The organism is Yersinia canariae (assembly GCF_009831415.1).
GTDB lineage: Bacteria > Pseudomonadota > Gammaproteobacteria > Enterobacterales > Enterobacteriaceae > Yersinia > Yersinia canariae.
On record NZ_CP043727.1, the window covers coordinates 1 to 13,452 of the forward strand.

Genomic DNA, 13,452 nt, shown 5'->3' on the forward strand with positions numbered 1-13,452 from the left:
GATCTTTTTATTTAAAGATCTCTTTATTAGATCTCTTATTAGGATCATGATCCTCTGTGGATAAGTGATTATTCACATTAAAGATCATGAGATTAAGGAGGATCGTTTGCTGTGAATGATCGGTGATCCTATTGCGTATAAGCTGGGATCTAAATGGCAAGTTATGCACAGGCACTTTCAGTCACCAAGGTTGTTATGTGGATATGTACCGCTTTTACCCTGCTTTTAAGCCTACTTATCCACATTCGTTCGCGTGATCTTTAAGCAAATTAGAGCAAATTAATCCAATTTTTAACCCAAACCTCGGCCGGATCTTCAGGAATTTCATGTTGGATGACGTCTATTTCTAAAATATCACCCAGACGTTTGGCTCCTAGCGCTATCAATTCTTGATCCAGTTTCCTGACTGCACCGCAGAAAGTGTCATATTCTGAACTGCCCAAACCGACGGCACCAAAACGAATCTGAGAGAGATCCGGTTTCTGTTCTTCGATTTGTTCTAATAAAGGTTGAAGATTGTCTGGTAGATCACCGGCACCATGGGTGGAAGTGATGACTAACCACATACCATCTAAAGTCAGCTCGTCTAATTCCGGGCCATGCAGCGTTTCTGTGGAGAAACCTGCTTCTTCTAATTTCTCAGCTAAATGTTCAGCAACATATTCAGCACTGCCAAGCGTACTGCCACTGATCAAGGTAATGTCAGCCATAAAGAACCCAACCGAAGTAATGAACCGGTATTGTACGCTGTGAATCAGCTGGGATCTACCTGTGGATAATGTGGGTATAGTTATTTAGGGGTCAGGGCACGATGGTACGCATAATGGGGTTTTGCAGGGAAATAAGCGTCTCAGTTGACTGGATCTCATCAATAGTCTGGATCTTGTTGATAAGTACCTGTTGCAGCGCATCTATCGACTTACACATGACCTTAATAAAGATACTGTAATGGCCTGTGGTGTAATAAGCCTCGACAACTTCTTCTAAACTCTCCAGTTTTTTCAGGGCCGAAGGGTAATCTTTGGCACTTTTCAAAATTATGCCGATAAAACAGCACACATCATATCCCAGCTGTTTTGGATTCACGTGGACGCAGGCGGCAGTAATAATCCCTGCCTGGCGCATTTTCTCTACTCGGACATGAATAGTTCCGGGGCTGACCCCAAAATTTTTAGCTAATTCTGCATAAGGTGTGCGCGCATTTTCCATTAATGCGTTCAGGATGCCGCGATCGAGATTATCGATTTGATAAATTTCACCCATATTAACCCCCTTTTTTTATCGATTATTTAATTATAGCGCCATAAAAATGAATGATTAAAAGTGAAATGGCAATATTGTTTGTTGGATATTGAATTTAACCCCAATTCTGTTGCTTAATCGATGACAAGCCAGATGGCATAATAAACAACAACGAATTGAGAAAACGGCAATGAAAAAACAATTTATCCAAAAACAACAGCAAATCAGCTTCGTAAAATCCTTCTTTTCCCGCCAGTTAGAACAGCAATTGGGGCTAATTGAAGTTCAAGCTCCTATCCTGAGCCGTGTCGGTGATGGTACCCAAGATAACCTTTCTGGGTCAGAGAAAGCCGTGCAGGTAAAAGTGAAAACTTTGCCAGATGCGACTTTTGAAGTTGTTCATTCATTAGCTAAATGGAAACGCAAAACCTTAGGGCGCTTTGATTTTGGGACTGACCAAGGGATTTATACCCACATGAAAGCATTGCGTCCTGATGAAGATCGCCTCAGTGCTATTCATTCTGTGTATGTAGATCAGTGGGATTGGGAACGCGTAATGGGTGATGGCGAGCGCAACCTGGCTTACCTGAAATCCACTGTTAGCAAGATCTACACAGCAATTAAAGAAACTGAAGCGGCAATCAGCACTGAGTTTGGTGTGAAACCTTTCCTGCCAGAGCAGATTCATTTTATCCACAGTGAAAGTTTGCGCGCTAAATTCCCTGATTTGGATGCTAAGGGCCGTGAACGCGCGATTGCCAAAGAGTTGGGCGCGGTATTCTTGATTGGGATTGGTGGCAAACTGGCAGATGGCAAGTCTCATGATGTCCGCGCACCAGATTATGATGACTGGACCACTGCTAGTGCTGAAGGTTTTGCCGGGTTGAACGGCGACATTATTGTTTGGAACCCGGTTCTGGAAGATGCTTTTGAAATCTCATCTATGGGGATTCGTGTGGATGCACAAGCACTGAAACACCAGTTAGCGCTGACATCTGATGAAGACCGTTTGAAACTGGAATGGCACCAATCGCTGCTAAAAGGTGAAATGCCGCAGACCATTGGTGGTGGCATCGGACAGTCCCGTTTAGTGATGTTATTGCTGCAACAACAACATATTGGCCAGGTCCAATGTGGGGTGTGGGGGCCAGAAATCAGCGAGAAGGTTGAAGGCCTGCTGTAAGTCCCGCCAGACTATTTCTGTATTATTTCAACCCGCATGGCTTATACCGCTATTGCGGGTTTTTAACATCATAAACGTAAGCGGGTTCTTTCATCTATGCTGTAGGTGGCATAATACTGAGGTATTCCACCAATAAGGTTGTTGACGTTATGGCTCGATTTCACCCTCTTAAACATTACTCTCATGCTCGTCCAAGGCTGCTATTATCCGTTGGCGCAGGAATAATCACTTACTTTCTGTTGCCATCACATTTGACTGTATTACTGCGTCTGATGGTGAGTTGGAATATATTCGCATGGCTCTATTTGTTCTTTTTATGGCTGCAATTATTGCGAACTGATCCGAAAAAAATCAGATTAATAGCTCGAGTGCAGGATGAAAGTGCTTCGATGGTATTGAGTATTGTCAGCATGGCGTGTCTGGCGAGTATTCTGGTTATTCTGTTTGAGTTAAGCACGGCGAATCAGTTATCTGGCTCGGTCAAAGCATTCCATTTAATCCTCACCGGAATGACGTTATTAGTATCGTGGTTATTATTGCCAACCGCGTTTACCATGCATTATGCCCATTTATTTTATTTGTCCCGTGATAAGTCGGACGCTATTCTCCCGTTAATTTTCCCTAAAGAGGTCACTGAACCTTCTTATTGGGATTTCCTCTATTTTTCATTCACTATTGGTGTGGCTTCGCAAACTGCGGATGTTTCGACCGGCACATCAGATATTCGCCGCGTGGTGCTATTGCAGTCGGTTTTATCCTTTGTTTTCAATATGACAATATTGGGTTTGTCTATTAACGTGGGGGCGGGGTTACTGAACTAAAGCTATTTATTATCGTTTCCAACGGCGTATTAAGCGGCTTTTTAACCCGGTATCAAAGCGCCATATGTGATCGAAAATCCGCATGATGCCGGGTTTGCCATAGGCTGACATCGCCACGGCATGGAACCGGTGTTGATGGGCTTGCTGCTGGATTTTAATCTTTCTGATCAATTCCTCCGGTAGGCGCTGGGCAATAAAATCGGAAATAATCACGGCATCCGCGTCATACCAATCTCTCTCTTCCATTTTATTCAGGGTATTGGCTAAACAAGCTGCCAAATCAGTTCCCCCCCGGAAATGTTGGCTAAGAAAACGTATTGCTTGCTCAATACCACTGGCTGACGATAGCTCGTAGTGAATGATTTCGGTAGCAAAGAGCATGATGTAACAGCGGCGATTATCCGCCAGCGCAATACGTAGCAGGGCCAGACAGAAAGCTTTGGCACATTGTTCATTGAAGCCCCCCATCGAACCGGAGGTATCGACACAGACAATAAAGGGGCCGCGAGGTTGTTCGTCATGACTTTTAAGGCTGACTGGGCGCTGCAAGGTTTTTTCCTGCCAGTTATCACCCTGCAAGCGGTAAGTGAGCAAACGCCGCTCCAGTAAACGGCGATAAAACTCAAACTCCAATTCACTCATCCCCAACATAACTAACTCAGTCGGCAGTAATCGCAAAATATCATTGCTCTGATGAATGCCACTGACCTCCTCTGGCACAGTATCAGGTTGACGAACCATGACGGTGTAAGGTTCGTAGCGGGCCTCGGGAGTGGGTTGTGCTTTGGCGCTGCGGCTCCGGCCTAGTTGCTCCGCTAATTGCTGTAATTCCGGCTGTTGTTGCAGGAAATCGCCATATTGCAGTAATAATTGATAATCACCGCGCTGCAAATGGCTCTGACTCATATCCCAAAGCCGCCCTGCTGCACCCTCATTCGTGGCCATAATAGGCTCTAAAGCACCGCTGAGTGCCAATCTCTGTTGTAACTCGGCCAAAAGCTGTTCGCGTTCTTGTTCAAGTAGCTGATGATGGATAGTAATGGTTTGTAAGGTCAGGCTGACGCGCCAGCGCTGTAAAAATAAGGTTTGAAAACTATCACCGGCTTGGGGATTATTTTCTAAATCAGCAGTTTGTAGCAATGTTTTTGCTTGGGTAGCAAAGGGCGAATGCCATTGTTGTAACTGCGCCACAATATCGGGGATATGGGCATAAAACTGAGGGCTAACCTCCAACAAACTCTGTTGATATAAGGCAAATTCATTTGCCAACCCTGCGGGGACTTTCGCCTCACGAATACGCTGTTGCAAGTTTTGCTTCCAGCCGGGGATATCTTTCATTAATGCCCGTTTAATGCGCGGGAATTTTTCAAAGAATATTGCTAACTGCGGTGAGACCAGTAATCCGACCACCATCTCTTCAATAAGCTCGCTTTCACTTATTGATAGTAGCAAATCCAGAGTTGCCAGGCTGAGCATCGATTAATGACCGCGTAATTTTTGTTGTAGCTGTTTCACTTGCTCAGCCACCTGCAACAAACTGGCTTCTATTTTTGCTAACCAAGAAGAGGGGATGAATAAGCAAGGCTGATGCTGATTGAATAACCGCCGCTTCTCGGCCAGGTTATTTTCCAATTCGGCCAACTCCACCAGCAGCTCGGGCGGCACACTGGTTGTGGATGCGCCGGGTTGTGACAGTATGGATGGCTGGCGGCTCACATCCAGTACCGTGATATGAAGTTGTTCATCAATTTCGGCATCAATAGATTGGGCATAGCCGACACCATTTAATTTGGCGCGTAAAGCACTCCCTTTATTCAGCCATTGAGATAGCGCTTCTTTTTCTATTTGCAGATGATTGACCTGAATATCATGCAAGTTAAGCGGTTTTTGCAAGAACAGTGTCAGGGTGCTGTCAGTAAGATGGTCTGGCAGAGAATATTGCGGTTTACGGCTGAACATGCCGCTCTGTTTCGTCACTGTCAGCGCTTGATGGTCACTTTGCTGCTGCTGGTGTTGTAACCATTGGCCATTAATATGCTGGAGCTTCATTAATAAGCTTTGCTGCTGATATCCCTTCTCAGTTAGCAGTTGTTCAAGCTGCTGCTGTAGCAATTTGAGCGAACTCAGGTCATGCCATAAGCAATCTTTTAACAAAATTAAATCAATAGGGGTTATTTCATCCCGCCCACTGAAAAAAGCACTGGCTTGCAGTAAGCGCAGGGCCTTTTTCCAACGCCTGTCAGAGACATACGGCGCATGTTCTTGCGCACTGAGCTGTTGACGTAACTGAAAAATAAGCTCAAAACAGTTATCCGGCAGCGCTATTTTGTCTATTAAGGGCTGCCACTGATAAAACTCTTCATCACTGATACTGAGATTTTCAGCCACAGGATTATGATTTTCATTTTGCCGGCTAAGGAGCAAAGAGCGGAAATTCTGTTTTTCTTGTACGCGATCTAGCCATAACCGGATTAACATTCGGTCATAAAGCGCTTCCAGGCTGCTGTCCGCATCGGGTAATTCGTTAGAGGCGGTCACCAACAAGCGCATTGGGATACTGTCTTCCCGATCACCATTACGAAAACGTCTTTCATTAATTGCGGTGAGTAAGGTATTCAAGATAGCCGGGCCAGCTTTCCAGATTTCATCCAGGAAAACGATTTCAGCTTCTGGCAAGTAACCGCCAGTCATGCGCTGATAGCGCCCTTCTTCTTTTAAGGCCTGAATCGAGAGTGGGCCAAAGACTTCTTCCGGCGTAGAAAAACGGGTCATTAGATATTCAAATGCCCGCGCATTACGGAAAGCAAATTTCAGTCGGCGGGCAATCAGGCTTTTAGCAATCCCCGGTGGGCCGAGCAGGAAGACACTCTCACCACTGAGAGCGGCCAATAAACACAAGCGGATAGCTTCCTGTCTTTCATACAGACCACTTTCTAGGGCACTGCTCAAGCGGGAGATTCTTTCAGCTAATTGTGATGATTGCGCCATAATTGCTCTATATGTTCCATTAGTTGATTAATTTTTACCTGATCGGGGGGAATAAATCCTCATTTTCTTAGTGGTATGGCCTGTTTTTCTCAATAGGATAGATCGTTGATTAGTAATATTTTTATATCATTAGCTATTTGTAGTCGATCTATTTTCGCTCTTATGGTTGCTTGATTTAAGAGTAGGCAATCTATTGAAATGGTGCATACTGTGCGCCTTTTGGTGGCGTGTATAAGAATATAGAACCGGTGATTGCGGTTCTTCAGCGCACATATCAGCTTATGGATGTTCTAGCAAAAAGAATTCAATTATGAGCACAGAACATAAAAAACAATCTTTATCGGCGGTAACCCTGGCAGCAATTGGGGTGGTTTACGGTGATATTGGTACCAGCCCGCTCTATACCCTGAGAGAGTGTTTTTCTGGTCATTATGGTTTTGATGTCCGCCCTGATGTGGTATTCGGTTTTTTATCACTGATTTTTTGGATGTTAATTCTGATTGTCTCGGTTAAATATCTGACCTATGTCATGCGCGCGGATAACGCCGGTGAAGGGGGGATTTTAACGTTAATGTCTTTGGCTGGGCGTAATACCTCTTCCAGAGCCACTTCTATTTTGGTTATCCTCGGACTAATTGGCGGCAGTTTCTTTTATGGCGAGGTGGTCATCACTCCGGCAATATCGGTTATGTCGGCCATCGAAGGGCTGGAAATTGCCGCTCCTGCTCTTGATCCTTATATTGTCCCCTGCTCTATTGCCGTGTTAACTCTGCTGTTTATTATTCAAAAACACGGCACTGGCAGTGTTGGTAAATTGTTTGCCCCAGTAATGTTGGTTTGGTTCCTGACCTTGGCGCTGCTAGGTTTGCGCAGTATTATCGCCAACCCAGAAGTGCTGGCTGCACTGAATCCTAAGTGGGCAATAAGCTTCTTCACGGAATATAAGTCTGTTTCGTTCTTTGCTCTTGGCGCGGTGGTTTTAGCGATTACCGGGGTAGAAGCCTTATATGCGGATATGGGGCACTTTGGTAAATTTCCTATTCGGTTGGCGTGGTTCACGGTGGTTTTACCGTCATTGGTGCTGAATTATTTTGGCCAGGGCGCATTATTACTGAAAAACCCAGAAGCTATCAAAAACCCTTTCTTCCTGCTTGCCCCTGATTGGGCATTGATTCCGTTATTAATACTGGCAACACTAGCAACAGTTATTGCCTCGCAAGCGGTCATTTCTGGCGTATTTTCGCTGACTCGCCAGGCGGTTCGTTTGGGTTATTTGCCGCCGATGCGCATTATTCATACTTCAGAAATGGAGTCGGGCCAGATATATATTCCGGTGATTAACTGGACACTATATCTGGCGGTGGTATTAGTGATTGTCGGCTTCGAGCGCTCCAGTAATCTGGCCGCAGCTTATGGTATTGCCGTGACGGGTACTATGGTCATTACCAGTATTCTGTTCTGCACTGTGGCACTGAAAAATTGGCACTGGAATCGCTTTTTTGTCTATTTCTTGCTGGTGGCATTACTGATTGTTGATGTGCCGATGTTCTCCGCTAACGCACTGAAACTGTTCTCCGGCGGTTGGTTGCCATTGTCATTGGGCTTGGTGATGTTCATCATCATGACCACGTGGAAAAGTGAGCGTTTCAGTTTGCTACGCCGTATGCATGAACACGGTAATTCACTGGAAGCTATGATTGCCTCACTGGAAAAATCACCACCAGTACGCGTTCCTGGCACCGCGGTGTATATGTCTCGGGCGATGAATGTGATTCCGTTTGCATTACTGCATAACCTTAAACATAACAAAGTATTACATGAGCGGGTTGTGCTGCTGACACTGCGAACTGAAGATGCGCCGTATGTTCATAATGTCAATCGAGTGACTATTGAGCAGCTCTCACCGACTTTCTGGCGGGTCGTCGCCAGTTATGGTTGGCATGAAACGCCGAATGTGGAAGAAATTTTCCATCGCTGCGGTTTGGAGGGGTTGCCCTGCCAGATGATGGAGACCTCGTTCTTTATGTCCCACGAGTCACTTATTCTGACCAAACGGCCGTGGTATCTGTTCTTGCGCGGCAAGCTGTTTATTGCCCTCAGCCGTAATGCGCTGCGCGCCGCCGATCAGTTTGAGATCCCACCTAACCGGGTTATTGAACTGGGGACACAGGTAGAGATTTAATCTGAAAAGGCCGTTAAACATAGCGGCCTTTTCTACATCTATGATTCCCACTTTTCATTTGTTCAGCGAAACGTTTCGATGGCGATCACAATTTCACCAAATTGGGTTTGCCTTCTGCGGCTATTTTTCTAAACTCAGTATCAGCGAAACGTTTCGCTGTTGGAGTAGAAAATGAAAAAAGGCGCATTACTGAATTCTGATATTTCCGCTGTTATCTCCCGCTTGGGCCATACCGATCAGATTGTGATAGGTGATGCGGGGCTGCCAATACCGGCAACCACCACACGTATCGATTTGGCATTGACTCGAGGCGTCCCTGGGTTCCTCCAGGTTTTTGAGGTAGTCGTGCAAGAAATGCAGGTTGAGAGTGCTTACCTTGCGCAGGAAATTATTAAAAATAACCCGCAACTCCATGAAACGTTACTCGCCCAAATTACACAACTTGAGCAACACCAGGGAAACCAAATTGCTTTGCACTATATCAGCCATGAGGCTTTTAAAGAGCAAACCAAACAAAGCCGGGCAGTGATTCGTAGCGGGGAATGTTCCCCCTTTGCTAACATCATTCTCTGCTCCGGCGTAACTTTCTGAGGCATTTATGCAACCTTTGCTGCAACTGAAGGGGATTGATAAAGCCTTTCCCGGCGTCAAAGCACTCTCCGGTGCTGCGCTGAGTGTTTACCCAGGCAGGGTGATGGCGCTGGTAGGGGAAAATGGGGCCGGAAAATCGACCATGATGAAAGTGCTGACCGGTATCTACAATAAAGATGCCGGCAGTCAGCATTTCTTGGGTAAAGAAGTGGTGTTTAATGGCCCGAAAGACTCGCAGGAAGCGGGGATCGGCATTATTCATCAGGAACTTAACCTGATCCCACAATTAACCATCGCAGAAAATATCTTTTTAGGCCGTGAGTTTGTTAATCGTTTTGGTGGCATCGATTGGAAAAAGATGTATGCCGAAGCCGATTTATTGCTGGCGCGTCTGAATATCAGTTACAGCAGCCATCGGCTGGTGGGCGAGCTTTCCATTGGTGATCAGCAAATGGTGGAAATCGCCAAAGTGCTGAGCTTTGAATCCAAAGTCATCATCATGGATGAGCCAACCGATGCACTGACTGATACCGAAACGGCTTCTTTATTTAATGTTATTAGAGAGTTAAAAGCAGAAGGCCGTGGCATTGTTTATATCTCCCACCGCTTAAAAGAAATCTTTGAGATTTGCGACGACGTCACAGTATTCCGTGATGGGCAGTTTATCGCAGAAAAACCGGTGAATACGCTGACTGAAAACTCACTGATTGAGATGATGGTTGGCCGCAAATTGGAAGAGCAATATCCGCGTCTGAATTTACCGCGTGGTGAAAAACGTCTACAGGTCAAACAGTTATGCGGGCCAGGGGTGGAAAATGTCAGTTTCACACTCTACAGCGGTGAGATTTTGGGCGTCGCGGGTTTAATGGGTGCTGGCCGCACTGAGCTGATGAAAATCATCTATGGTGCGCTGCCGCGTAAATCGGGCTTTGTAATGTTAGATGGCCGCGAAGTGGTCACTCATTCACCGCAGGACGGTTTGGCAAACGGCATTGTTTATATTTCCGAAGACCGTAAACGCGATGGTTTAGTGCTGGGAATGTCAGTGAAAGAGAATATGTCTTTGACGGCATTACGTTATTTCAGCCGTGCGGGCGGTTCACTCAAGCACGCAGATGAACAACTGGCGGTCGCAGATTTCATACGTTTATTTAATATCAAAACGCCTTCCATGGAACAGCCAATTGGTTTGTTATCGGGTGGTAATCAGCAGAAAGTGGCTATCGCCCGTGGCTTAATGACTCGGCCGAAAGTTTTGATTCTTGATGAACCGACTCGCGGTGTGGACGTCGGGGCCAAAAAAGAAATCTACCAGTTAATTAATCAATTCAAACAAGAAGGGCTGAGCATCATTCTGGTTTCCTCGGAAATGCCGGAAGTGCTGGGCATGAGTGACCGCATTCTTGTGATGCATGAAGGCCAGCTAAGCGGCGAGTTCACTATTGAACAGGCGACCCAGGAAGTATTGATGGCTGCGGCCGTCGGTAAACGTGATTTATTGACAAGTAAAAGCGAGTCGAGCAGGAGTAATCAGATATGAGTTCCCAGACTATCCAGACAAAGCGCTGGTTCAGTAAAGAATGGTTATTAGAACAAAAATCACTGATTGCGCTGTTGGTGCTGATTGCTGTGGTTTCGTCACTAAGCCCGAACTTTTTTACCCTTAATAACATGTTTAACATTCTCCAGCAGACTTCCGTCAACGCCATTATGGCCGTCGGGATGACACTGGTTATCCTGACCTCCGGTATTGACCTGTCAGTGGGGTCATTATTGGCGCTGACTGGCGCGGTTGCGGCCTCGATTGTCGGGCTGGAAGTCAATGCGCTGGTGGCTGTCGGTGCCGCGTTAGCATTGGGGGCGTTTATTGGCGGCATCACCGGGGTGATTGTTGCTAAAGGCAAAGTGCAGGCATTTATTGCCACTTTGGTCATGATGCTGTTACTGCGCGGTGTCACCATGGTTTATACCAATGGTAGCCCGATAAATACCGGTTTTACTGATGTGGCAGATACTTTTGGCTGGTTCGGTATTGGGCGTCCATTTGGTGTGCCAACTCCTATCTGGTTGATGGCTATTGTCTTTATTGCGGCATGGTACATGCTGCACCACACGCGCTTAGGCCGTTATATCTATGCGCTGGGGGGGAATGAGTCTGCAACACGCCTCTCTGGTATTAGTGTTGATAAAGTTAAAATCATTGTTTATTCACTCTGTGGGTTGTTAGCGGCATTGGCAGGGATTATTGAAGTTGCCCGCTTATCATCAGCACAACCTACAGCCGGTACCGGTTATGAGCTGGATGCAATAGCAGCTGTTGTCTTGGGTGGTACCAGTCTTGCTGGGGGCAAAGGGCGTATTGTTGGCACTCTAATCGGCGCATTAATCCTCGGCTTTTTAAATAACGGTTTGAATTTATTGGGTGTCTCCTCTTACTACCAAATGATCGTCAAAGCAGTGGTTATCCTGCTTGCGGTATTGGTAGACAACAAAAGCAGCAAATAACCTCTCTCCCTACAGGAATTGCGACCATGAAAATGAAGAAACTGGCTACATTGATCTCTGTTGTTGCATTGAGCGCTACCGTAAGTGCTAACGCGCTGGCAAAAGACACGATCGCGCTGGTAGTTTCCACGCTGAATAACCCGTTCTTTGTTTCAATGAAAGACGGCGCACAAAAAGAAGCGGATAAGCTTGGCTACAACCTGGTGATATTGGACTCCCAAAACAACCCGGCTAAAGAATTGGCTAACGTGCAGGATTTAACTGTGCGCGGCACCAAATTGTTGCTGATTAACCCAACTGACTCAGATGCCGTCGGCAACGCGGTTAAAATGGCCAATCAGGCCAATATTCCAGTGATTACCCTCGACCGCTTGGCTAACGCCGGCACTGTTGTGAGCCACGTGGCCTCTGATAACCGTTTCGGCGGCAAAATGGCCGGTGATTACATTGCGAAGAAAGTCGGTACTGATGCCAAAGTGATTCAGTTGGAAGGGATTGCGGGGGCATCTGCTGCTCGTGAGCGCGGCGAGGGCTTCAAGCAATCAATGGAAAAAAACAAATTCCAGTTGCTGGCTAGCCAACCGGCTGATTTTGACCGCACTAAAGGTTTGAATGTCATGCAGAACTTGCTGACGGCTCACCCAGATGTTCAGGCGGTCTTTGCTCAGAATGACGAAATGGCGCTGGGCGCACTGCGTGCTTTGCAGACTGCGGGCAAAACTGATGTGTTAGTGGTTGGTTTTGATGGCACTGACGATGGTATCAAAGCGGTCGAAAGCGGCAAAATGGGCGCAACCATCGCTCAACGTCCTGACCAGATTGGTGTTATTGGGGTGCAAACTGCGGATAAAGTATTGAAAGGCGAAAAAGTACAAGCCGTTATCCCAGTTGACTTGAAGTTAGTGACTAAGCAATAACGTTTTTCATTAAAGAATAATAAAGAAAAGCAGGGCATAACGTCGCCGCCGCAGTCATCTGGGCGGTGACGTCATCTACATAGGAATAAATACGATGGAAACAGGTAAATTAGTGGTCTTGGGTAGCATCAATGCCGACCATATTTTGAATATTGAGCAGTTTCCGCGTCCAGGTGAAACGGTGATCGGGAAGCAGTATAAAGTTGCTTTCGGCGGAAAAGGGGCTAATCAAGCCGTTGCCGCTGGCCGTAGCGGGGCGAATATCGCGTTTATTGCCTGTGTGGGTGAAGATGATATTGGTGACCGGGTACGCCAGCAGTTAGCCAGTGATAATATTGATACCGCACCTATTGAGGCGGTAGCGGGCACCACGACAGGTGTGGCGCTGATTTTTGTTAATGGTGAAGGCGAGAACGTTATTGGTATTCATGCGGGGGCAAACTCGGCGGTGACTCCTGAATATCTTGGTTGCTATCAGCAGCAAGTTATTGACGCAGATGCATTATTGATGCAACTGGAATCCCCTCTTGAGACCGTTATCGCCGCCGCTAAATTGGCAAAACAGCATCAAACTCAGGTTATCCTGAATCCGGCTCCAGCCCGCGAACTGCCCGATGAGCTGTTAATGCTGGTGGATATGATTACCCCAAATGAAACGGAAGCTGAGCGCTTAACGGGTATTCATATTGAGCTGGATGATGATGCAGCAAAAGCTGCTCAGATTCTGCATGATAAAGGTATCGCAACCGTCATTATTACCTTGGGCAGCCGCGGTGTGTGGCTCAGTGAGCAAGGCGAGGGTAAGTTGGTCGCGGGATTCAAAGTTAATGCGGTGGATACTATCGCCGCCGGTGATACATTCAATGGAGCATTACTGACTGCTTTATTAGAAGGCCAATCGATGGACTTAGCCGTCCGATTTGCGCATGCTGCGGCCGCTATAGCAGTGACTCGTTCTGGCGCACAACCTTCCATTCCTTGGCGGGCCGAAATCGACAGTTTCTTACAAGATCGGGTATAACT

12 protein-coding genes are annotated in these 13,452 nt (G+C 46.5%); 8 read left to right on the top strand and 4 right to left on the bottom strand.

Translation table 11 applies throughout. The annotated features are described in order from the left end of the window. Window positions 1-269: 269 nt before the first annotated feature. Together mioC and asnC are read right to left on the bottom strand one after the other, a co-directional pair. The gene (gene mioC / locus F0T03_RS00005) at window positions 270-710 is read right to left on the bottom strand and encodes an FMN-binding protein MioC (protein WP_159677002.1); all 441 of its coding nucleotides are present in this window, start codon (window positions 708-710) and stop codon (window positions 270-272) included. Between the two features lie 91 nt (window positions 711-801). Then, window positions 802-1,263 carry a transcriptional regulator AsnC gene (gene asnC, locus F0T03_RS00010; RefSeq protein WP_004393055.1) on the bottom strand — a complete coding sequence of 154 codons (462 nt, stop codon included), beginning with the start codon at window positions 1,261-1,263 and terminating at the stop codon, window positions 802-804. Window positions 1,264-1,432: 169 nt separating this feature from the next. Here asnC and asnA point away from each other — a divergent pair, with 169 nt between their 5' ends. Continuing rightward, on the top strand, window positions 1,433-2,425 hold the full coding sequence (gene asnA, locus F0T03_RS00015) for an aspartate--ammonia ligase (protein ID WP_145555349.1): 993 nt from the start codon (window positions 1,433-1,435) through the stop codon (window positions 2,423-2,425). 149 nt (window positions 2,426-2,574) lie between these two features. Then, the gene (locus F0T03_RS00020) at window positions 2,575-3,246 is read left to right on the top strand and encodes a DUF1345 domain-containing protein (RefSeq protein WP_145555350.1); all 672 of its coding nucleotides are present in this window, start codon (window positions 2,575-2,577) and stop codon (window positions 3,244-3,246) included. A 9-nt stretch (window positions 3,247-3,255) separates the two neighbouring features. Here the strand turns inward: F0T03_RS00020 and viaA are convergent, their stop codons facing one another. Together viaA and ravA are read right to left on the bottom strand one after the other, a co-directional pair. After that, window positions 3,256-4,722, bottom strand: a complete 1,467-nt coding sequence (gene viaA, locus F0T03_RS00025; protein WP_145555351.1) for an ATPase RavA stimulator ViaA — start codon at window positions 4,720-4,722, stop codon at window positions 3,256-3,258. 3 nt (window positions 4,723-4,725) lie between these two features. Next, window positions 4,726-6,234 carry an ATPase RavA gene (gene ravA, locus F0T03_RS00030; RefSeq protein WP_159677003.1) on the bottom strand — a complete coding sequence of 503 codons (1,509 nt, stop codon included), beginning with the start codon at window positions 6,232-6,234 and terminating at the stop codon, window positions 4,726-4,728. 310 nt (window positions 6,235-6,544) lie between these two features. Between ravA and kup the strand changes: the two genes are divergently transcribed. From kup to rbsK, 6 genes are all read left to right on the top strand, one after another. Continuing rightward, entirely contained in the window at window positions 6,545-8,416 is a 1,872-nt protein-coding gene (gene kup, locus F0T03_RS00035; RefSeq protein ID WP_145555353.1) for a low affinity potassium transporter Kup, read from the top strand. Window positions 8,417-8,587: 171 nt separating this feature from the next. Then, window positions 8,588-9,007: a D-ribose pyranase gene (gene rbsD, locus F0T03_RS00040; protein ID WP_145555354.1), complete on the top strand. Its 420-nt coding sequence runs from the start codon at window positions 8,588-8,590 to the stop codon at window positions 9,005-9,007. A gap of 7 nt (window positions 9,008-9,014) precedes the next feature. Beyond that, window positions 9,015-10,547, top strand: a complete 1,533-nt coding sequence (rbsA, locus tag F0T03_RS00045; protein WP_159677004.1) for a ribose ABC transporter ATP-binding protein RbsA — start codon at window positions 9,015-9,017, stop codon at window positions 10,545-10,547. Continuing rightward, a complete protein-coding gene (gene rbsC, locus F0T03_RS00050; RefSeq protein ID WP_145555356.1) occupies window positions 10,544-11,512 on the top strand; it encodes a ribose ABC transporter permease in 969 nt (322 codons plus the stop codon). The genes rbsA and rbsC overlap by 4 nt, the downstream gene beginning before the upstream one ends. 26 nt (window positions 11,513-11,538) lie before the next feature. Then, window positions 11,539-12,429: a ribose ABC transporter substrate-binding protein RbsB gene (gene rbsB / locus F0T03_RS00055; protein WP_145555357.1), complete on the top strand. Its 891-nt coding sequence runs from the start codon at window positions 11,539-11,541 to the stop codon at window positions 12,427-12,429. A 94-nt stretch (window positions 12,430-12,523) separates the two neighbouring features. Further along, entirely contained in the window at window positions 12,524-13,450 is a 927-nt protein-coding gene (gene rbsK, locus F0T03_RS00060; protein ID WP_145555358.1) for a ribokinase, read from the top strand. The last annotated feature ends 2 nt before the right edge of the window (window positions 13,451-13,452 follow it).